22 protein-coding genes are annotated in these 20605 nt (G+C 39.8%); 9 read left to right on the top strand and 13 right to left on the bottom strand.

Features of this window, described 5'->3' with window-relative positions:
• Positions 1–24: 24 nt before the first annotated feature.
• Positions 25–1758: an ABC transporter ATP-binding protein gene (locus AAJG31_RS00405; protein WP_054550412.1), complete on the bottom strand. Its 1734-nt coding sequence runs from the start codon at positions 1756–1758 to the stop codon at positions 25–27.
• Complete coding sequence (locus AAJG31_RS00400) at positions 1755–3497, bottom strand: ABC transporter ATP-binding protein (RefSeq protein WP_115673309.1); 1743 nt, start codon at positions 3495–3497, stop codon at positions 1755–1757. Before AAJG31_RS00400 ends, AAJG31_RS00405 begins: the two co-directional genes overlap by 4 nt.
• A 914-nt stretch (positions 3498–4411) precedes the next feature.
• Between AAJG31_RS00400 and crcB (AAJG31_RS00395) the strand changes: the two genes are divergently transcribed.
• The 3 genes from crcB (AAJG31_RS00395) to AAJG31_RS00385 are packed head-to-tail and all read left to right on the top strand — an operon-like array spanning position 4412 to position 5465.
• A complete protein-coding gene (gene crcB / locus AAJG31_RS00395) occupies positions 4412–4777 on the top strand; it encodes a fluoride efflux transporter CrcB (protein WP_279495261.1) in 366 nt (121 codons plus the stop codon).
• Positions 4774–5103 carry a fluoride efflux transporter CrcB gene (gene crcB, locus AAJG31_RS00390; protein WP_054550415.1) on the top strand — a complete coding sequence of 110 codons (330 nt, stop codon included), beginning with the start codon at positions 4774–4776 and terminating at the stop codon, positions 5101–5103. The genes crcB (AAJG31_RS00395) and crcB (AAJG31_RS00390) overlap by 4 nt, the downstream gene beginning before the upstream one ends.
• A 14-nt stretch (positions 5104–5117) precedes the next feature.
• Positions 5118–5465 (top strand): hypothetical protein, encoded by a 348-nt coding sequence (locus AAJG31_RS00385; RefSeq protein ID WP_048392463.1) that lies wholly within the window; start codon positions 5118–5120, stop codon positions 5463–5465.
• A gap of 30 nt (positions 5466–5495) precedes the next feature.
• Here AAJG31_RS00385 and AAJG31_RS00380 read toward each other — a convergent pair whose 3' ends face one another.
• From AAJG31_RS00380 to AAJG31_RS00370, 3 genes are all read right to left on the bottom strand, one after another.
• Positions 5496–6197 (bottom strand): NAD-dependent deacylase, encoded by a 702-nt coding sequence (locus AAJG31_RS00380; protein WP_279495262.1) that lies wholly within the window; start codon positions 6195–6197, stop codon positions 5496–5498.
• Positions 6198–6251: 54 nt separating this feature from the next.
• The gene (locus tag AAJG31_RS00375) at positions 6252–6878 is read right to left on the bottom strand and encodes a TRIC cation channel family protein (RefSeq protein WP_233732807.1); all 627 of its coding nucleotides are present in this window, start codon (positions 6876–6878) and stop codon (positions 6252–6254) included.
• A gap of 229 nt (positions 6879–7107) precedes the next feature.
• Positions 7108–8034 carry a helix-turn-helix transcriptional regulator gene (locus AAJG31_RS00370; protein WP_279495264.1) on the bottom strand — a complete coding sequence of 309 codons (927 nt, stop codon included), beginning with the start codon at positions 8032–8034 and terminating at the stop codon, positions 7108–7110.
• Between the two features lie 162 nt (positions 8035–8196).
• On the opposite strand from AAJG31_RS00370, the gene modA reads away from it, so the two are divergent.
• Positions 8197–8976: a molybdate ABC transporter substrate-binding protein gene (gene modA, locus AAJG31_RS00365; protein ID WP_048392458.1), complete on the top strand. Its 780-nt coding sequence runs from the start codon at positions 8197–8199 to the stop codon at positions 8974–8976.
• Between the two features lie 3 nt (positions 8977–8979).
• Positions 8980–9636, top strand: coding sequence for a molybdate ABC transporter permease subunit (gene modB, locus AAJG31_RS00360; RefSeq protein WP_279495265.1), 657 nt, complete (start codon positions 8980–8982; stop codon positions 9634–9636).
• 37 nt (positions 9637–9673) lie between these two features.
• Here modB and moaD read toward each other — a convergent pair whose 3' ends face one another.
• From moaD to AAJG31_RS00335, 5 genes are read right to left on the bottom strand one after another with little or no spacing between them, the layout of a single operon-like run.
• Positions 9674–9907: a molybdopterin converting factor subunit 1 gene (gene moaD, locus AAJG31_RS00355; RefSeq protein ID WP_004230585.1), complete on the bottom strand. Its 234-nt coding sequence runs from the start codon at positions 9905–9907 to the stop codon at positions 9674–9676.
• Positions 9904–10380: a molybdenum cofactor biosynthesis protein MoaE gene (locus tag AAJG31_RS00350; protein ID WP_279495266.1), complete on the bottom strand. Its 477-nt coding sequence runs from the start codon at positions 10378–10380 to the stop codon at positions 9904–9906. Before AAJG31_RS00350 ends, moaD begins: the two co-directional genes overlap by 4 nt.
• Positions 10377–10895: a molybdopterin-guanine dinucleotide biosynthesis protein B gene (gene mobB / locus AAJG31_RS00345; protein ID WP_081011035.1), complete on the bottom strand. Its 519-nt coding sequence runs from the start codon at positions 10893–10895 to the stop codon at positions 10377–10379. Before mobB ends, AAJG31_RS00350 begins: the two co-directional genes overlap by 4 nt.
• Entirely contained in the window at positions 10865–12154 is a 1290-nt protein-coding gene (glp, locus tag AAJG31_RS00340) for a gephyrin-like molybdotransferase Glp (RefSeq protein WP_279495267.1), read from the bottom strand. The genes mobB and glp overlap by 31 nt, the downstream gene beginning before the upstream one ends.
• 12 nt (positions 12155–12166) lie before the next feature.
• Positions 12167–13183 carry a thiazole biosynthesis adenylyltransferase ThiF gene (locus AAJG31_RS00335; RefSeq protein ID WP_279495269.1) on the bottom strand — a complete coding sequence of 339 codons (1017 nt, stop codon included), beginning with the start codon at positions 13181–13183 and terminating at the stop codon, positions 12167–12169.
• A gap of 107 nt (positions 13184–13290) precedes the next feature.
• Here AAJG31_RS00335 and AAJG31_RS00330 point away from each other — a divergent pair, with 107 nt between their 5' ends.
• From AAJG31_RS00330 to moaC, 3 genes are read left to right on the top strand one after another with little or no spacing between them, the layout of a single operon-like run.
• Positions 13291–13785, top strand: a complete 495-nt coding sequence (locus tag AAJG31_RS00330) for a molybdenum cofactor biosynthesis protein B (RefSeq protein ID WP_036077264.1) — start codon at positions 13291–13293, stop codon at positions 13783–13785.
• The gene (locus tag AAJG31_RS00325; RefSeq protein ID WP_279495271.1) at positions 13782–14372 is read left to right on the top strand and encodes a molybdenum cofactor guanylyltransferase; all 591 of its coding nucleotides are present in this window, start codon (positions 13782–13784) and stop codon (positions 14370–14372) included. Before AAJG31_RS00330 ends, AAJG31_RS00325 begins: the two co-directional genes overlap by 4 nt.
• Positions 14365–14847, top strand: coding sequence for a cyclic pyranopterin monophosphate synthase MoaC (gene moaC, locus AAJG31_RS00320; protein WP_048392450.1), 483 nt, complete (start codon positions 14365–14367; stop codon positions 14845–14847). The genes AAJG31_RS00325 and moaC overlap by 8 nt, the downstream gene beginning before the upstream one ends.
• A gap of 50 nt (positions 14848–14897) precedes the next feature.
• On the opposite strand, the gene moaA is transcribed toward moaC, so the two are convergent.
• From moaA to AAJG31_RS00305, 3 genes are read right to left on the bottom strand one after another with little or no spacing between them, the layout of a single operon-like run.
• A complete protein-coding gene (gene moaA, locus AAJG31_RS00315) occupies positions 14898–15914 on the bottom strand; it encodes a GTP 3',8-cyclase MoaA (RefSeq protein ID WP_279495274.1) in 1017 nt (338 codons plus the stop codon).
• Positions 15915–16718, bottom strand: a complete 804-nt coding sequence (fdhD, locus tag AAJG31_RS00310; protein ID WP_259419694.1) for a formate dehydrogenase accessory sulfurtransferase FdhD — start codon at positions 16716–16718, stop codon at positions 15915–15917.
• Positions 16719–16742: 24 nt separating this feature from the next.
• Complete coding sequence (locus tag AAJG31_RS00305) at positions 16743–17090, bottom strand: DUF2294 domain-containing protein (protein WP_004230595.1); 348 nt, start codon at positions 17088–17090, stop codon at positions 16743–16745.
• Between the two features lie 574 nt (positions 17091–17664).
• Here AAJG31_RS00305 and fdhF point away from each other — a divergent pair.
• The gene (gene fdhF / locus AAJG31_RS00300) at positions 17665–20601 is read left to right on the top strand and encodes a formate dehydrogenase subunit alpha (protein WP_279495276.1); all 2937 of its coding nucleotides are present in this window, start codon (positions 17665–17667) and stop codon (positions 20599–20601) included.
• Positions 20602–20605: the final 4 nt, after the last annotated feature.

Below are 20605 nucleotides of genomic sequence, written 5' to 3'. Positions count from 1 at the left end.
AGTTGAAGTGGGGCTTTTAAGCTATTATTGTAAGGAGTTCGCCTGCATTTGATACATCTTGTCATAAATTCCGCCAAGCGCTAGCAGTTCATCATGTGTGCCGTTTTCTACAATTTTTCCTCGATCAAGCACAAGAATACGATCTGCATTTTTAATGGTAGAAAGTCGATGGGCAATAATAAACGTTGTTCGTCCTTTTTTCAGGACATCCATCGCATGCTGAATAATTTCTTCCGTTTCCGTATCAATATTCGATGTCGCTTCATCCAATATTAAAATGGCTGGATCAAACGCCAGGGCGCGTGCAAACGAAATCAACTGACGTTGTCCTGAAGATAATGTGCTGCCCTTCTCAATAACTGGCTCCTCATAGCCATTTGGTAAATTAGCTAAAACACGTTCTCCCCCTACAGCATTTAAGGAAGCTTCTATTTTCTCGTGAGAGATGCGAGGGTTGTTTAAGCTAACATTGGATGCAATCGTACCCGTAAATAAGTAAGGGTCCTGTAGCACAATACCCATATGTTCACGCATCGTTTGACGTGGAACAGAAGTAATATCAATGCCATCAATGGTTATTTTGCCTTTTGATGGGTCGTAGAAGCGGAACAACAAGTTCATAATGGAACTTTTCCCTGAACCTGTATGACCAACTAAGGCAATTGTTTCACCTTGATGTGCTTCAAATGACAGGTTTTTCAGCACATATTCATTATCTTTATAGGCAAAGGAAACATCTTCGAAAACCACATTTCCTTTATATCGTGGGATGCTCTTTTCAGAAACAGGCTCACCATTCGTATCTAGCACCTCAAAGACACGTTTACCTGCAATGAGTGAACGCTCAAGCTGTGAAAACTGGTTCACAATATTCGTGATCGGATTAAATAGCTTTGTTAAGTAATCAACAAATGCATACAATGTCCCTGCTGTAATCACTTCAGTTGATGTGAATGAGCGTGTACCAAAGTAGAAAATAAAGACCGTAAACATGATAAGTCTTAGCGTATTCACAAGGTTAAAGGATGTAGCTGAATCTAGCACCAGCAGCTTACGTTCATACGCATAATGCTCATTATTCATGTCATCAAATTCCTTCGTCATTTGCTGCTCACGACGGAACGCCTGAATAATTGTCATGCCCTGAATGGATTCGTTAATCATGGCATTAATATCTGCAATTTTTGTACGAATGACATCGTTATATTTAGAGGCAAATTTTCGATATAAAATCATCCACACATAAACAATTGGAATCATGGTTAAAGCAAGCATTGCCATTTTCCAATTTAAAATAAAGAGCGCTATATACACCCCAAAAATAGAAATGAAGCTCGTCACAAAATTGGATAGTACCTGTACATATAAATTCCGAACTGCCTCTGTATCGTTTGTTACACGCGCAACAATTTTACCCGCTGGTAAATTGTCAAAGTATTGGATTGGTAAAGTTTGAATATGTTCAAAGACATCTTTACGTAATTTTTGGATAACACGGTTTGCCCCAATTTGCAAATAAATATACATAAAATAACGTAATATGGCTGTTGCAATGGCTAAAAGTAAATACACAATGAGCAACCATGTAATCGGTTTGATTTCTATATGACCGATTGTCATGTAATTATCAATAATATGTTTCGCAATAAACGGTCCAACAAGCTCCGTGAATACGGCAATTGTTAGGAAGAATAAGCCTAATAGTATCGGCTTTTTAAAATACATCGCATAGCGCATTAAACGTTGACTCGTACTCATGAGGCACCTCCTTCTAGCTGCTGACGGTCAAATTGCTCTTTATACCATCCTTGTTGCGCAAGAAGTTCCTCATGTGTTCCCTGCTCTACAATTTGCCCATCATCCAGTACGATGATGACATCGGCATGCTGAATACCAGACAAGCGATGTGTCGTAATAATCGTCGTTTTACCTTGACGTTCACGCTGAATATTTTCAATAATTCTTGCCTCTGTCTTCGCGTCGACAGCGGAGAGTGAATCATCCAGCATTAAAATTTCAGGATCTTTAATTAAAGCACGAGCAATAGACACACGTTGTTTTTGACCGCCTGAAAGAGAGACACCCTTTTCTCCAACAAGTGTTTCAAGGCCCATTGGTAGATTGTCTAAATCCTTTTCAAAATACGCGGCACGTATCGCCTGCTGCAACTCTGCTTGTGTTGCATCTTCTTTCCCAAATAATATATTTTCACGAATAGTTCGTGAGAATAACACATGATCTTGTGGCACATAACCAATCCAATCGAGGATCTGCTCCTTCGTTTGAGCGGTAATATCGATACCGTCAATGGAAAGCTGTCCCTGACCGATTGGGTATTCTCGCAATAATTGGCGTAGGAAGGTTGTTTTACCTGCTCCCGTTTTGCCAACAATGCCAAGCGTTTGGCCTTTTTTCAAGGAAAGTGAAATCTGCTGTAGGTTTTTCACCTGACTCATCGGATATTGGAATGTTAAGGCATCAAAGCCAATCGCATTTGGTGTCGCAATCATTTGTGGATTCGGAATATTTTGAACATCCGCCTCGTAGTTCAAGGTTTCCTGCACGCGATCTAATGAGGCATTCCCCTGCTGCATAACATTGATGAGCTCACCAATCGCAAATATTGGCCAAACAGCCAAACCTAAATAAACATTAAACGTGACCAGTTGTCCAACCGTCATCGCCTCAGTTGCCACTAAATGAGCCCCGTAACCAAGTGCTACAACATAGCTAATGCCTGTTCCGACTTTTGTAATCGGGCCAAATAAAGCATTGATTTTCGCTGTATGAATATTTTTCGCATACACAACTTCACTCATATCTGCAAAATTAGCCTCATCCTTTTTTTCCTGCACATAGGCACGCACCACTCGCACTCCTGCTACAGATTCTAGCACACTATCATTTAGTTCCCCAAAAGCATCTTGTGCCTTCATATATCGCTCATGAACAATTTTCCCTAAATATTGAATGAGGATCGCCATAATAGGAACCGGTAACATAGCAAAAAATGTAAGCTTCCACGAAATCATATAGCCCATCGCAAAAATGATAAAGCCCATATAAATCGTTGAATCAATCAACGTCATAATGCCAAAACCTGCTGTCGTGGATACGGCATTCAAGTCATTTGTTGCACGAGCCATCAGGTCACCGGTACGGTTTTTTTCATAAAATGTTGGGGTCATACGTAAAAAATGCTGCATTAAATTACGACGTAAAATTTTCTCAAGGTTGATAGCTCCTTCAAATAGTCGGAATTGCCACACAAAATTTAATAAATAGCCCCCAATAATAATCCCAATAAAAATCAAGACATATTTTGTTAAAATAGCTGGTGTCATTTCTCCTGCAGTCAATAGATCTATAATAGAACCGAGTAAATAGGGAGGGACAACCTCTAATCCACTGGCAACCATTAGTAGAACAATGGCCACTGTATATTGCTTCCAGTATTTTTTAAAGAACCAGCCTAATTTACTTAACACATCAAACATACATCATAACCTTCTTTCCTCCGTGCTGTTGTGGATGACTACCCACTTTCTAGAAATTCCTTTTTGAAAATCATTCTTCTAACTGTTTTTGTCATATACATACACTCCTTTTTTGTTTGCACTACAACCTTTTTTGCACAAAAAAAGACACATACCCTAAAAGAGTAAGTGTCTCTTATAAAAGGCAGGATAATTCCATACCTAGTTCTGCAATAGTAAATAAAGCGTTAGGCACGGACAATGTATGTAACTGTGATTGAATTTGATACTGATAAAATTAACATTGTCATGCCCTCCTTTAGCTTATTTGTTATAGTGTTCTTGAAGATTATCACACTATAGAAATATTTGTCAACTATCACCCTGTTATTTTTTATCATTTTCAGGAAATAGTTAGCGCTTTAAAGCATTGAAATGCTCTAAGGAATCAAAGGGAGAACATGCTTAAAATTACAGTGTTGTCTATAACCTTACAATAATTCTACGGCACAAACATTAACCTAAAGACTGAAATCCAAGGCTAGAGATTTTGATACCCAGTAGTAGACAAGAGAATATTCTTTTTGCGTCTGTTGCACTCCTTCCATATGCTTATCTCATCATCTTTATTTAGTTAATTATTATTTAGTTATTTATTATTTAGTAGTGTCGGGATTTCCGTTTATGGATTAGCCGTCACCGGGTTTTCCGTCAACGGCTTCACATAAGAGGGACAAAGAATTGTCCTTGTAATAAAAAATATTTCATTTTCCACATATAATATTTCGAAATATTATTTCATGCGCATCTATAACTTTCTATACACTATATACATTTTAACAATCGATTTTAGGACATAACTTGAATTGAAATATTTCTAAAATTTTTGTCTCATGATACACTTTCATTATAGTCATTTTCAGTAAGGGGTTTTTATGTTGAGGTCATTTCTAGCCGTGGGAGTTGGTGGAATTCTTGGTGCCATCTGTCGATATAGTCTGAGTCTCGCCGTTCCCAATACAGAAATATTTCCATTCACAACACTGTTTATTAATTTACTGGGCTGCTTTTGCTTAGCATGGTTTTTTACTTCATTTATAAAACGCACACCTATTGTACTAGGAGTAGGTACAGGTTTTTGTGGAGCTTTTACTACCTTTTCGACATTTTCCTTAGAGACACTATTACTCCTAGAAAATAGCGAGTGGCTACAGGCTGTACTCTATGTTACAGTAAGTGTTTTAGGTGGATTAGCTTGCACATGGCTGGGAATACGACTTGCTAGGGGGCGTAGTGCATGATTTTAGTCGGAATTGGTGGATTTTTTGGCGCTCTTTCTAGATTTTATTTAGGAAAATTACTTGTACATCCCTATCCATGGGCGACTTTTATTATTAATTGTACAGGCTCCTTTGCGCTTGGTTTCTTATTTGCCTTACATCTTAGTGATTGGTTATGGCAATTAATGGGCATAGGTTTTTTAGGAGCCTACACAACTTTTTCTACTTTTGGATTTGAATGTCTACAGCTTATAGAACAACAAAAATGGAGACAAGCCATTAGCTATATTGCCAGTACCTTGCTAATTGGCGTACTTTGTGCAGCTATTGGTTATCTAGTCGTATAAAAGAGGGTGAACTAGTGACACAGCCGTCAAAAGAGTTATTGGAGGAATTAGAAGTTGAAATAGAGCAAACGCTCTATGCATTGATTGACCTAGAATTAGAGGAAAATTACGCTACCATGAATACACAATTTGCGCAATTACTTGCCAAGGTTCAGACAGCCCAGTTAATTAATTACAAGCTGGATGTTCTCGTTGAACCTCAAGCTTTTGCAACTGAAACTTGTATTCTTTTACAGAGCCTCATAGAAGCAAAGGCGAGACCAAATAAAAGGCATAAACTGTTAACACATCGCATGATTTTGAAGATATGGTTACGAAAAAATCAACGATTCATGAGGGAATTTCTACCTCAAATGTTTTAGGCGCCACTTGAAATTGCAAGGGCGCCTTTTTTAAATTTGAAGTTTTTGCAACACTTCTTTTATTTTCCCCCTCACTGTCAGATCAAATGGGGTTGTCTGCTGTGAAATATCCATATTAATATACACGGTTTTTCCTGTTGTCATCACAGGTAGTTGGTTGACGGGATATACCTCAAGACTCGTTCCAATGACAAGGACAAGTTCAGCTGTTTTAATTGCCTCCATTGAACAGTGCCAGCTTGCTTGTGGTAGGCTTTCTCCGAAGAGCACAACATTTGGACGAAGTTTCCCACCACAATGGGCGCAACTAGCCTTATTCAAGAAGCTTGCCATGACAGCCGCCTGCTGGCAACGATGACAACGAATAGACCGGATCGAACCATGTAACTCCTCGACGGATTGACTTCCTGCCAATTGGTGAAAACCATCCACATTTTGAGTAGCGATTAGAGACACTAAACCTCTTCGTTCCCAATCAGCTAATATATGATGTCCCTCATGGGGAGCCACCTTTTCTAGGTTTTCAATACGTGTTTTATAAAATTCATGAAATAATGAGTAATGATCTGTTAATGCTTCCGTTGTTGCGACAGTTCTTGGATTCATTTGTTTCCACCAACCAGATGCTGAACGGAAATCAGGAACTCCACTTTCCGTTGACATGCCCGCTCCTGTTAGAATCACTGTATTATTTGAGGATAGTAACCACTCACGTAAACGTTCTATTGCCATTTTCCCCCTCCTTTTTTCGAATTAAAACTACCTTCACCTATTTCGACAATCAACCTATTTTTCCTCTGCATTCTTATAGGAATGTTTAAAAGGAGGCTTCCATTTTAATTTATTATTCACAGATAACATGCGAATCACTACTATAAAAATAACAATGACTGACAATTCAAGCGGGCTGTCCCACCCTAACCATATACAAAGGGCACATACAAATGTTAGGACAGCATGGATTTCTTCTCTTAATGCAAGCGGTGTTCTACCAGCTAACAAATCTCGAACCATCCCTCCACCAACACCAGTAAACATCGACGCTATAATAATGATACCTAGGTCGTGATGTAAGCTTTTTGCTAACAAACCGCCTTGTATTGCGAAAGAAGCTAGGCCAATTGAATCAAAGAAATAGCCCCAGCGGTTCCAATGATGAATCCAGTTCCTTTTGACAAATAAAATGGTCGTCAGCGTGACTAAAACGACTAATAAGGATTGCCGTTCCCATATATCTGACACAGGGATATCCAGTACAACATTGCGGATAATGGAACCACCATAAGACGTTGTCAGACCAAGCACAAATATGCCAATAAAAGAATAGTTGGCCTGTAACGCAACAAATGCTCCACTAATGGCGTAGGCAATAATGCCAATGATATGTAATACTGACCATGTCACATCATCCATCTCCTTTTTACTATACAAAAAAGCCCACCATAAAATAGTTGCGCATTGAGTACGCAAGCTATTTTATGGTGGGCTAATATCCTAGCAGTAGTACCTACTAATTTATCCATCTCACCATGTATCCTAAAAGAATATAGCTGCTGTGCCATACTAATTGACACAACAACCATAAAATTTCCTAGTTAGAATTGTAATTGATTTTTTTATTAAACTCAATATGAATTTTTGATTATAGCGTTTCATACATGACTTGGCCCATTAAAGAGATGTCATAATCTCCTAATGCAGCTACTTCAGATTGGAAATCAGGTGTATTTAAAATCTCCTTCACCATATCGATGAACGGTTGATTTTCTGGTGTTTTTAATAACACAATATCGTAACGTTCAGTGACCATTGGTATAAAATCGACCTGAATAAGCTTGGCGATTTTTTCAATGCCAATCCCAACATCTGCACGTCCATTGGCAACTGCAGAGGCGACATCGAGGTGGCTCATTTCTTCATGGGTATAGCCTACAATCGTGGATGGAGCGATACCGTGAATGCGCAATTGCTCATCTAACAGAGTACGAGCACCTGAGCCTTTCTCACGGTTGATGAATGTGAATGTCTTTGTTTGGAAATCTTCAAATGTGCGTATCTCCAGCGGATTCCCCTTTTGAACATAGAAACCTGCTTTACGTGATACAACATTGATGAGAACAAAGGCATGGCTGACAAAGATTTTTTTTACATAAGGAGTATTATAATCTCCTGTATCCCCATCAAACATATGTAAACTCGCAATATCACAGTCTCCGTGATACAACGCCATTACACCATTAAAACTACCTTCATGTGAGCGTAATACTTTCGTAGATCGTCGTTTCTCGATATATTTTGCTAAAATATCTAATACTAAATCTTGCCCACTCACTATAATTTTCGCGTGATTTTTAGTCGGAGTGGCTATGGAAGCCTGTGCCACAGCTGGCATACTACCTGTTTTTCGTTTTTGTATATAGGTTTGCAAGTCAGCACGATCTACCCGCATTTGCCGTCCTACGCGGAAAACTGGCAAATCACCCTTTTTCACTAAATCATAAATTGTTAATTTTGAAACCTTTAATAATTGTGCAACCTCTTCAATCGTATAGGATTGTTCTTGTGACATGTAAAAGTTCTCCTCCTATAAGCCTCTATTTTACATGGTAACGTATTTATAGCCTTATGAACATCTTGACATTTTCCCCCTTACTAACTTTCTTTTTTATTTATATCTGATTATAATTAGTTATGTCTTGTTATAACGAGTTATAAAAGGAGTATACTCATCGTGAAAAAATATTATCGTTTATTTGCGACAATGTTAGTACTAGTCGGACTATTAGCAGCCTGTGGTAACCAAGAGGCGGCAACAAACGAACCAGTTGAACTAACAATTTCTGCGGCAGCTAGTCTACAGGATGCCTTAGAAGAACTGAAAACAACTTATGAACAACAACACGATACAATCAAAATCCTCTATAACTTTGGAGGTTCAGGTGCTTTACAGCAACAAATTTTACAAGGGGCTCCTGCAGACCTTTTCTTTTCAGCAGCAAAGGATAAATTTGATGCGCTTGTAGAGAAAGAAATGATCGATCAAAAGCTAGGAACGGATCTTTTAGCCAATGATTTAGTATTAATCGTGCCTAAAAGCAATGAAAAGCAAATTCAATCCTTTGAAGATTTACAACAAGCAGGAAAAATTGCACTCGGTACGCCCGAAACGGTTCCTGCTGGGCAGTATGGTGTGGACACATTAAAAAATATGCAACTGTGGGATTCACTCGAATCAAAAGTAGTGTATACAAAAGATGTACGTCAAGTACTTACTTATACAGAAACAGAAAATGTGGATGCGGGTATGGTCTATAAAACAGATGCCCTTGTCTCTGATAAGGTCAATGTCGTGGCAACTGCCGATGATGCTATGCACGCACCGATTATTTATCCTGTAGGTGTTCTAAAAGCTAGTAAGCATGGGCAAGAGGCGGAGGATTTTTATCACTTCTTACAAAGTGATGAAGCTATGGATGTCTTTGAAAAGTATGGATTTAAAGGGGCTCAATAAAAGATGAGTACCGATTTTTGGTCTCCACTTATGCTTTCGATCGAAATTGCTTTTGTTGCAGGGATCATCGCTATTATAGCAGGTATTTTAATGGGTAAATGGATGGCAACCCATGATTTCAAAGGCAAACTAGTGCTAGAAACGGTATTGCTATTACCATTAGTATTACCTCCTACAGTAGTCGGTTTCCTGCTTATCGTCATTTTCGGGAAAAATAGTATGTTAGGAGATATCATTATCTGGCTATTCGATCAACCTATCATGTTCACATGGTGGGCGGCCGTCATCGCTTCTACAATCGTTGCCTTTCCATTAATGTATCAATCAGCTAAAACTGGCTTTGCCTCTGTTGATCGAGATATTGAAAATGCAGCACGTGTGGATGGAGCGAATGAATGGCAGGTCTTTCTTTACGTGTCCATTCCCCTTGCATTAAAGGCACTTGTTTCTGGTGGGATTCTAAGCTTCACACGAGCTTTGGGTGAGTTTGGAGCGACACTTATGTTTGCGGGAAATATTCCAGGGAAAACACAAACAACACCACTAGCAATATATATGGCCATCGATTCTGGAAACATGCCCCTTGCCTGGACATGGGTTCTGTGTATGATCGCCATTTCCTTCCTTTTACTTCTTAGTATCCATATCCTGAAAGTATAAAAGAGGTAGTTGGCTCAAGCCAACTACCTCTTTTTGCTCATCCCCCACTGATCGGTGGAATAAAGGCGATTGTGTCGCCAGATTTGACAATCGTCGTATCCGTTGCAAATTCCTCATTAACCGCTGTCATGATCTGTTGTAATGATAGCTGAGGGTAGCGCTTTTCCATCCACTCTTTTAACTGCGCAACTGTCACATCTGACAGCTCTACTGATAGCTTTGATTCACCTAGTGCTTCCTGTAGGTGAGCAAATAATAAAATGTTAATCACAGGTTTTCCTCCTCCTGAATGGCTGGTTTCCCTTGCGGATAGGGAACATTTTCTAATTGATCACCAATCCACTCTGTCCCGTCCTCCCAATGTTCTTTTTTCCATATGGGCACGATTTGTTTTATGCGATCAATTGCATATTCATTCGCCATGTAAGCTATTTTACGATGCGGTGATGACACAGCAATCACTACGGCAATATCGGAAACAGCTAAATGACCGACACGATGGGTGATGGCCACTTTTGCTTCTGGCCACTCTTCTTGTATTTCCTTTGCAATCTGTTCAAACATTTTAATCGCCATTGCTGGATAGGCTTGATATTCCAAATGCATCGTTTTTTTACCATTTGTCATTTCACGCACTGTACCGATGAATAATGTGATGGCTCCAGCATTTCGACTAAGGACTTTTTGTCTTACTTCCTCCACATCTATTGGTTGATCGATAACTTCAAATAACGCTGTCGTCATAGTTTTCCCCTCATTTCTGTCAACAAAAATTCCATATATTGTGATTCTTCATAAATCGAAAAAGCAGGGATTGCAAGGGATAGATCAAGCGGACAGCTTGGCCAAAAAATCACACAGAGGATATTGGTTACTTGCTGTAGTAGTACTTGATCCTGTGCAGTGCGCAGCAGCACAACCTTCGGATAATGTTCATTTTTATACCCTTCAATTAGCATGATATCCAGTGGAAGGGACTCATAAATCGCTAGTATATCAGCCAATTGCCAGCTATTTTGGTGGATACTCATACGTAAAGTACCCGCCCCCTCCACTGCTGTGACAACCGCGCCTGCTTGCTCATGCCGACTACTATCCTTGGAAGTTTCGATCGTCGGTACTCCACCATGTCCATGATGCTTAATGGTTCCTACCCTTAGCCCTTCCATTGTAGCCTGCCTGATCAATTGCTCCATCAATGTTGTTTTCCCACTATTTTGATAGCCAACTATCTGTAAGATTTTTCGATATTGTCCCAAGGCCACTCACTTCCTTGCAGATCTTCTAGCAAAAGGACATCCACTTGCATACCCTTTTCATAGCCTCTAGAGCCACCTGGTAAAACAATGAATGCATTGGCTGTCGCTAAAGATGAAACTGCACTCGATTTATCGAACCCAGATGGGACAGTTACGAGCTTCCCTTTTTCATATTCGATACGAGCTCGTACAAAGCGTGTAAAGGGATTTGGCTTTGTAAAATCAGCCCCTAAAATCGCTGGCTCTCTGCGTAAATGTGGTTGAGTATGCCCATATGCAGAACGTATAATCGGACGTACAAATAGCTCAAAGCCAACATAGCAGGCTGAAGGATTACCAGAAAGACCAAATAATAATTTGTCGTTGCGAGCAGCAACCGTTGTCACACTACCTGGACGCATCGCTATTTTATTAAACAATACCTTTGCATCGATCGCCTCATAAATAGCTGGTAAATAATCATAATCACCTACGGAAACGCCACCCGTTGTAATTAAAATATCTACTTCCTGTAAGGCTTTTTCTACGTTTTCAATACATAATGTAAGATCATCGCTCAACTTGCCGAAATATTTCACTTCTGCCCCAGCACGCTCAATTTGCGCCATTATCATATAGGCATTACTATTGCGAATTTTGCCTGGCTGTAAAGCTTCACCTGGCTCTAGTAATTCGCTACCAGTGGCAAGCACACCAATAACTGTTTTACGATAAACAGGTACTTGCTCATAGCCAAAAGTAGCAAGTAAGGCCATCACACCCGGGTTAATATATTGGCCTTGTTCAATGAGGACTGCGCCTTGCTGTACATCTTCCCCTTTATAGGAAATATTAGTACCTGCTTCAAAAGGTCGTTTAATCGACATATACTTTTGATGATTTTCTTCGAATGTTTGGGTTAATTCTAGCATGACCACTGCATCACATCCTTGCGGTATCGGCGCCCCGGTCATAATGCGGACTGCTTGATAATCGCCAACTACGTCTTCATAGACATAGCCTGCGCCAATTTCTCCAACGACTTGAAAGCGGACTGGATGCTGTGAAGATGCCTCTTGGCTATCGACGGAACGAATGGCATAGCCATCATACGGTGAACGATCAAAAGCAGGTACATCATGATCGGCTCTAATAGCTTGTGCTATAAAGCGTCCATGTGCTTGCGTTAATGACACATGCTCCTTTTTTGCTTGAAAGGCATAGTCCATTACACGATGAACGGCTTCTGCCACAGGAATTGGTTGTCTTTTTTCTACCATTTGGTACACTCCCTAACCTAATAAACGATAATAAATGCTTTTGGCTTTCTGTATATCTTGTATACCATGTATCACAACTCGCCCATCTTGGAAAATAACGATTCGGTAATCGTCCGCTTGGCAAGATAGCAAATAAGGATTAACCTGGACTTCTCCGTAGGAACGGAGCTGATTTGCCAGCTGATCAAGCGAATAGTAAATGGGCTTTGGTGGTCGAATTTGTACCGCGTCTCGGCCACAAAGGATCTGTAATTTCGTTTGATTTTCGTAGGATAAGTAAGGATAGGTCGGCTTGTCGCCACAAGATGGACAATCACCCTGCCTTATTTTCTCCACATTGATTTCATAGTGTTGATTTTGCCAAACATCAAACGTTAAGTAGCTTTTTCGTAAGGCTTTGTCATCTCCAACAAGCAGCTTGAAAACCTCAGCCACTTGATAAGCAGCAACAATTTGAACTGCTGGACTAATAATGCCAACGGTATCACAAGTCATCCCTGTATGGGGCATCACTTTTAATAAGCAATGCAAACAAGGCGTTTTACCTGGTACAACCGTGTAAGTCGCACCATAACTACCAACACAAGAGCCATATACCCAAGGAATACGATATTTTTGCGCAAGGTCATTCATGACAAAACGAACATCAAAATTATCGGTCGCATCGACCATCACATCAACATCTTCTAGTAATGGTAGCAAGGTCTCTGTACAAGCATCCATAATGCCGACATGAATTTCTACCTCTGTGTTTATTTGTTGGAGACGCTTTTTAGCTGCGATAACTTTGGGCATTTTTTCTTGTGCATCTAGCTCTGTATATAATTGCTGTCTTTGTAAATTACTCCACTCTACATAATCACGATCAATGAGTGTCAGCCTGCCAATACCTGCTCGCACAAGCGCTTCTGCACTAGCACTCCCCAATGCCCCCGCACCTATGATAAGGACGTGTTTTTGCTGAAGGGATTGTTGCCCAGTTTGTCCGATAGGGTGAAATAATTGTTGTCTAGAATATCTATTTTGCATACGTATGTGGCCTTTCTTTCTATGAATTTTCGTTTGACCTTTTCATTTATAGCATTATAATAAAAGCAATGTTTTTTAGCAAAAACGCATTTGAAGGAGGTCTTACTGTGCATCCAACACATCAGCAGCAACCAATTCAAGTTGCCATTTTAACGGTCAGTGATACACGCACAAAGACAGATGATCATGCTGGTCAGCGTATTCAGTCCTTTCTACAGGAAGCTGCATTTGAAGTTGTAGACTACCAACTAACAAAGGATGAACCGCTCGATATCGCTCGTCATGTTAAAAATTGGTGCAGCGATCCAACAATTAATACCATTATCGTTACGGGTGGAACAGGGTTTACACCAAGAGACCAAACCTATGACACCATTCTGCCTCTGTTTGAAAAAGAAATGATGGGGTTTGGTGAATTATTTCGAATGCTCAGCTATGAAGAAATTGGCCCAAAGGCGATGTTTAGTCGTGCCACCGCTGGAAGCCTTCAGCAAACAGCCATTTATGTTTTACCAGGCTCCACAAATGCAGTGACTTTGGCTATGTCGAAGCTCATAGTACCTACTGTCCAACATTTTGTCGGAGAGCTGAAGCGCTTATGAAAATTGCTGGTATTGTGTTAGCTGGTGGTCAATCCTCTCGCTATGGTCAGCCAAAAATGTTTGAGATGTTTGCTGGACAGCCATTATATAAACATAGTCTCATAGCCCTGCAAAAAAATCAGCTGGATCCTCTTATTATCGCTACAAATGCGCACTTACAATATCAGTTTGGACAGGAAAATGTCCAATGGGTCATTGAAAAGCAGCCACATCAAGGCCCTCTTTTTGCTTTGCATCATATCATGACAGCCTATCCTGATGTGGAATGGTTTTTTGTCGTAGCAAGCGATATGCCTTATATGAATGCAGAATTTATCCAAAAAATGGTAGGTTTGATTAATGACACTTATGATGCCATTGTTCCGACGCAAGGGCTACGTGATCAGCCATTAGCTGCATTATATCGACGTACTGCTTTACCAAAGGCGACACAATTAACGGCACAAAACAAACGGAGTATGAAAGTGCTTTTAGAGCAACTTCGTGTTTGTTATGTCTCTTTTGATGACGATAGCTCAACATTTATCAATATCAACGCACAACAAGACTGGTCACAAACAAGTAAAAAGGAGTTTAATAATGAATAATTTTACACACTGGAACGAAGAAGGTCGTCCTAAAATGGTCGATATCTCCGCAAAAGAAATCACAACACGTACAGCCATTGCGCGCAGTACGATTCTTTTATCCGATGCGGTCTATGAAGCCATCCAACAAGGTGGCATTAAAAAAGGTGATCCGACGCAAGTTGCGCAAATTGCAGGGATTATGGGAGCTAAAAAAACAGCTGATATCATTCCCATGTGCCATCCCATCATGCTACAGGGTACGGATTTCCAGTTTGACTATGAAAAAGCAGAGAATGGCTATGAGCTCCATATTCAAGCCACTGTTAAATGCAGTGGAAAAACGGGTGTTGAAATGGAAGCTCTCACTGCTGTGTCTGTCGCAGCACTAACTTTTTATGATATGTGCAAAGCCGTTGATAAGACGATGGTCATCAAAGAAACTTACCTTGTTGAAAAAACAGGTGGGAAAAGTGGCACTTTTGTGCATAAATAAACAGAAAAAATTCGGCATTATTGTGCCGATTTTTTTCTGTTTTTTACACGCTACCCCCCAATATGAGACATTTCAATTTTTGACGTTTTCCTTTTTGCCATCGTTTGTTCATTGCGTTCATCGGAATAACGATCATTTCTTGTTTCCCAAACGTTCGTTATGCACTTGATGATGGCAGCATCATCTTGCCCTGAACGTAACAATTCCCTTAAATCCGTGCCTTCTGTTGCAAATAAACAAGTGTATAATGAACCTTCTGCAGAGAGACGAGCACGTGAGCAATTGGAGCAAAATGAATCCGTTACAGATGAAATTACACCAATCTCACCTTGAGCATCTTGATACTGATAACGCGTTGCCACCTCTCCTTTATAATTGGGAGCTACTGGTTGTAACGGCGTAAACTGATGGATTTGCTCAATAATCTCTTTTTTGGACACCACATCATCCAAACGCCAGCCGTTCGAATTCCCTACATCCATATATTCAATAAAGCGTAGAATATGCTGTTTTTCTTTAAAAAACTGCGCCATGGTAACAATATCTTGTTCGTTTTTCCCTTTTTGAACAACCATATTAATTTTTACTTGTAAGCCCGCTTCTGCAGCCTTTTCAATTCCCTCTAACACTGGCAATACCTTGCCTCTATGACCATTCATCTCGATAAAACGCTCATCATCAAGCGAGTCTAAACTAACAGAAACTCGGGCTAAGCCTGCCTGTGCCAATGAGTGTGCGTATTTTTTTAATAACGAGCCATTGGTTGTTAAAGCAATATCTTCTACACCTTTTATGCGGTGAATACGGGCAATTAATTCGGGCAAATCACGACGTAGTAAGGGTTCCCCACCTGTAATCCGTATTTTTTTCACGCCCAATGAAACAAAGATTTTTACTAATCGTTCAATTTCATCAAAACTTAATATTTTATCAGACGGTAAAAATGCGTAATCTGGACCAAATACTTCTGCTGGCATACAATATCGACAGCGAAAATTACAACGATCTGTCACGGATATTCTTAAATCTCTTAACGGTCTGTGTAATTGGTCTTGTAGATTCGTCATCTAATCTCCTTCTTTCAATTCATTAGCTGGTAATAGGATGCGTTGTGGGTGTGTATAAATATTCAATGTCTGTTGCCGAATAAAGCCAACCGTCGTAATACCAAGCTGCTCTGCTAATTGCAATGCTAATTCTGTGGGTGCTGATTTAGATAGCACGATGGCACAGCCTATTTTGGAAACCTTTAGTAAAATCTCCGATGATATTCGTCCGCTAAAGACGATAATTTTATCTTCCATACGGATGTTGTTGCGTAGGCAATAGCCGTAAATTTTATCCAAAGCATTATGACGTCCAATATCCATGCGACTTAGGACGATGCCATTTACATCACATAGTGCAGCATTATGCACCCCACCCGTTTTCTTAAAAATATCTGCACTATCCTGCATCGCATACATTAAACGGAAGCAATCTTCGGTCGTTATTTGCACATGGACTTGATCCATTTTTTTCGCTACTAATGCATCGTTCGTAAACACAAAGCCTTGTCGACTCATCCCACAGCAAGACGTAATATAGCGCTTGTTTTGCGTCTGTTGGTAATAAGGATTAATATGCTTTGTTTTAATATGCACAAAACCCTCTTTCTCTTGGTGCCAAATTTCCTCAATATCCTCAAAACTACGAATCACTCGTTCAGAAGCTAAGTAGCCAATAACCATATCTTCTACATACTCGGGTGTACAGACCATCGTGACAAATTCCTGCTGATTAATTTTTACGGTAACAGCGTATTCTGAAACAATTAAATCAACCATTTCTGTCACTCGTTGTCCTTCAACACGCACAATTTTTCTTGTCATTGCTCGATCCATAAGGCATCCCCTTTATTCACTGATATGCTTTTCAAAAACAAAGACGGAAATCGCAAAATCCTCTTCAATTTTAATATCTGAAAATAAGTGAAGTAATTTGCTGCCCATCAATTCTTCCATACCCTCTGGTGGCGATTGTCTATATAAATCTTGAATCATACTCGTCCTTGCAGCATGCACCATTTTCAGCCCTTCTGGTGTACTGGCAATAAATTTTTCTGTCGGAGTGATATTTCCGTATAAGGTAGATACAGCCATATTCTCGACAAAAACAGTATGAATACGTTCAGGACCTTTACCAAATACTTCCTTTCTTAACTTTCGAATCATGTCATTAAATTCGTGGATTTTTTTAGACATAGCAACGATTCTCCCATCATAATTAAACTTTTTTAGGCAAATGGTTATGTAGGCCACCCTTACAGTTTGTTAATGATATAGCAACTTTTAAAAAAATAAAAGAGAAAATACTTTTTGATAATAATTCTCATTTAATAAATTTTATGATAAATATTGTTCATTTTGAAGGAAAGGGCTATAATATTCATATCACAAATGGAATTAATTTATTTTGAACCCTATGTTACGATGTTGCATAGTGTTTTTAATAGTTGAATTCTATTGTAATTAAAAAATAAAAGTAGATTGAGTTTTTAGCAAGACCTGCTAAGAATTTTATCCACCATGAATTATTAGCATGTCTCGGACATGTAATTTCATGGTGGATTTTTTTATTTTTTCAAAACCGAGACATGGATAACATGTTATGATCTAGCAATTTACCTATTTTGAGGTAGCTTCAAGAACCATTGGGAATTACAATGATAACAAGACAATCTTTTCAACAATCACCAACTCGATTTGTTATTCCCTTTTGTCTTAAGCTGTACCATGTTATCCGATTCGTCTCAAAGTGCAAAAGGAGGAAGTTACCTTGACTCAAATTAATATTAATGGCGTACCGTATGAAGTAAAAGAAGGAGCTACAATCCTTGATACCATTAATCAACATGACATTCCGCATCCACAGATTTGTCATGTGCCCGCTGTTGACCCCATTGAAACATGTGATACATGTATCGTAGAAGTGAATGGCCAATTAGTTCGTTCCTGCTCTACAAAGGCAGTAGACGGCATGAATGTATTCCTAACTTCTGACAAAGCAAAAGCGGCACAAACAGAAGCGATGGACCGTCTACTCGAAAATCATTTACTGTATTGTACAGTTTGTGATAACAACAATGGCAATTGTGCTTTACACAACACAGCCGAAATGATGGAAATCGAGCATCAAAAATATCCCTACCAGCCAAAAGTGGAACCTCATGAAGTAGACATGTCACATCCGTTTTATCGATACGATCCTAACCAATGTATCGCTTGTGGTCAGTGCGTAGAGGTTTGTCAGAATCTACAGGTAAATGAAACATTATCCCTTGATTGGGAAGCAGAAAGACCACGTGTCATTTGGGATACGGGCGTTGCTATCAATGATTCTTCCTGTGTAAGTTGTGGTCAATGCGTAACCGTATGTCCATGTAATGCCTTAATGGAAAAATCCATGCTTGGAGAGGCTGGATTTATGACTGGCCTCAAACAGGATATGTTAGATCCGATGATCAGTTTGATTAAGGAAGTTGAACCAGGCTATAGTGGTATTTTTGCCGTTTCTGAAGTGGAAGCAGCCATGCGTAGTAAGCGCACCAAAAAAACAAAAACAGTATGTACTTTCTGTGGTGTAGGCTGCTCGTTCGAAGTTTGGACAAAGGGTCGTAAAATTTTAAAAGTACAGCCTTCCGATGGTCCAGTAAATGCGATTTCTACATGTGTCAAAGGGAAATTCGGCTGGGATTTTATCAATTCTGAGGAACGTATTACAAAACCACTCATTCGTAAAAATAATGAGTTTGTGGAATCATCGTGGGATGAAGCACTTGATTTAATTGCAACAAAACTAAGTGGCATTCAACAACAATATGGTCCAGGTTCTGTTGGCTTTATCTCCTCTTCTAAAATTACAAATGAAGAGAATTACTTAATTCAAAAAATGGCCCGTCAATTATTTGGCACAAACGATGTCGATAATTGTTCTCGTTATTGCCAATCTCCTGCAACTGATGGTTTATTACGTACAGTTGGCATGGGAGGAGATGCTGGTACGATCAAAGATATTGCTAAGGCTGGACTTGTCATTATTGTTGGGGCTAATCCAGCTGAGGGACATCCTGTTTTAGCAACACGTGTGAAACGTGCACATAAATTACATGGTCAGAAATTAATTGTTGCTGATATTCGTAAGCATGAAATGGCAGAGCGTTCCGACATCTTTATGCGTCCAAAGCAAGGTACTGACCAAGTTTGGTTAATGGCTGTTACCAAATATATCATTGATCAAGGTTGGCATGATGAAGCGTTTATTCAAGAAAACGTCCTTCATTATGATGATTTTAAACAAGTACTTGCAACCTATACACTTGAATATGCACAAGAAATGACTGGTATTAGTAAGGAAACATTGATCGAAGTAGCTGAAATGATTCGTGATGCAGATGGTACATGTGTTCTTTGGGGCATGGGTGTAACACAAAATACTGGTGGCTCCTATACATCCGCAGCGATTTCAAATTTACTTTTAGCAACTGGAAACTATCGTCGTCCAGGTGCTGGTGCCTACCCACTTCGCGGCCATAACAATGTGCAAGGTGCCTGCGATATGGGGACACTTCCAAATCTATTGCCAGGCTATCAAAGAGTCACAGATGACGAGGCACGTGCAAAATTCGAAAAAGCCTATGGTGTCCCTATTCAACCACAGCCTGGTCGAAATAATATGCAAATGTTAGATGCGATCATGGAAGGAAAAATGAAAGCGATGTATTTAGTGGGCGAAGATATGGCACTTGTTGACTGTAATGCCAACCATGTAGATGAGGTGCTTTCACAGCTTGACTTTTTCGTTGTCCAAGATTGTTTCCTATCACGCACAGCACAATATGCAGATGTGATTTTACCTGCTGCGCCTTCGCTTGAAAAAGAAGGTACATTTACGAATACGGAACGTCGTGTTCAACGCCTGTATCAAGTATTACCAACACTTGGTGAGTCGAAAGCAGATTGGGAAATATTGCAAGCGGTTGCTCGTCGTTTAGGGGCAGATTGGCATTATGATCACCCAAGCGACATTTTTGATGAAATGGCGAGCCTGTCTCCCCTCTTCTCACAAGCCAACTATGATGTTCTTGAAGGCTGGGGAAGCTTCTGTTGGGGTAGCCATGATGGTAAAGATACACCATTATTATATAAAGATGGCTTTAACTTCCCTGATAAGAAAGCTCGTTTTGCTTTAAATGATTGGGTGCAGCCTGTTGAGTTTGAAGCACAATACGATTGTCATATTAATAATGGCCGTATGCTTGAACACTTCCATGAAGGAAATCTAACAAATAAATCGAAAGGTATTCAATCGAAAGTACCTGAAATTTTCGTTGAAGTATCACCAGAATTGGCGAAAGAACGAGGCATTGCAGATGGAGCCCTACTTCGTTTAGTGTCTCCATATGGTGCCTTGAAGCTAAATGCTCTTGTTACAGATCGCGTACAAGGAAACGAATTATTCTTACCAATGAACTCTGTTAGCAAAGATTCAGCCATCAACTTCCTAACTGGCCCTGCAGCAGATGTGAATACGTCAACACCAGCTTATAAACAAACAAAAGTACGAGTAGAAGTGCTAAAAGCAAAAGGTAAATCACCACTTCCTCGCACAAACCCACGCTATAAAAAGCGTCATCCTCAAAATGGTGTTGAGGTACAACGAAAATGGAATCGTCCTGGCTACGTTCACTTAACAACCATAAACGAAAGAGAGTGAGAGC

The sequence above is a fragment of the Lysinibacillus sp. BS3 genome, assembly GCF_039614735.1.
GTDB classification, from domain to species: domain Bacteria; phylum Bacillota; class Bacilli; order Bacillales_A; family Planococcaceae; genus Lysinibacillus; species Lysinibacillus capsici.
Note: the sequence above shows the minus strand (reverse complement) of the source record. Positions and strands in the feature narration are given on the sequence as shown.

Coding starts and splice junctions, on each gene's coding strand:
- modB (WP_279495265.1), top strand. CDS start 8,980: ATGAGTACCGATTTTTGGTCTCCACTTATGCTTTCGATCGAAATTGCT.
- AAJG31_RS00305 (WP_004230595.1), bottom strand. CDS start 17,090: ATGTCTAAAAAAATCCACGAATTTAATGACATGATTCGAAAGTTAAGA.
- crcB (WP_054550415.1), top strand. CDS start 4,774: ATGATTTTAGTCGGAATTGGTGGATTTTTTGGCGCTCTTTCTAGATTT.
- AAJG31_RS00350 (WP_279495266.1), bottom strand. CDS start 10,380: ATGACGACAGCGTTATTTGAAGTTATCGATCAACCAATAGATGTGGAG.
- AAJG31_RS00400 (WP_115673309.1), bottom strand. CDS start 3,497: ATGTTTGATGTGTTAAGTAAATTAGGCTGGTTCTTTAAAAAATACTGG.
- moaA (WP_279495274.1), bottom strand. CDS start 15,914: ATGACGAATCTACAAGACCAATTACACAGACCGTTAAGAGATTTAAGA.
- glp (WP_279495267.1), bottom strand. CDS start 12,154: ATGGTAGAAAAAAGACAACCAATTCCTGTGGCAGAAGCCGTTCATCGT.
- AAJG31_RS00325 (WP_279495271.1), top strand. CDS start 13,782: ATGAAAATTGCTGGTATTGTGTTAGCTGGTGGTCAATCCTCTCGCTAT.
- AAJG31_RS00375 (WP_233732807.1), bottom strand. CDS start 6,878: ATGGATGATGTGACATGGTCAGTATTACATATCATTGGCATTATTGCC.
- fdhD (WP_259419694.1), bottom strand. CDS start 16,718: ATGACAAGAAAAATTGTGCGTGTTGAAGGACAACGAGTGACAGAAATG.
- AAJG31_RS00370 (WP_279495264.1), bottom strand. CDS start 8,034: ATGTCACAAGAACAATCCTATACGATTGAAGAGGTTGCACAATTATTA.
- moaC (WP_048392450.1), top strand. CDS start 14,365: ATGAATAATTTTACACACTGGAACGAAGAAGGTCGTCCTAAAATGGTC.
- crcB (WP_279495261.1), top strand. CDS start 4,412: ATGTTGAGGTCATTTCTAGCCGTGGGAGTTGGTGGAATTCTTGGTGCC.
- AAJG31_RS00335 (WP_279495269.1), bottom strand. CDS start 13,183: ATGCAAAATAGATATTCTAGACAACAATTATTTCACCCTATCGGACAA.
- AAJG31_RS00380 (WP_279495262.1), bottom strand. CDS start 6,197: ATGGCAATAGAACGTTTACGTGAGTGGTTACTATCCTCAAATAATACA.
- AAJG31_RS00405 (WP_054550412.1), bottom strand. CDS start 1,758: ATGAGTACGAGTCAACGTTTAATGCGCTATGCGATGTATTTTAAAAAG.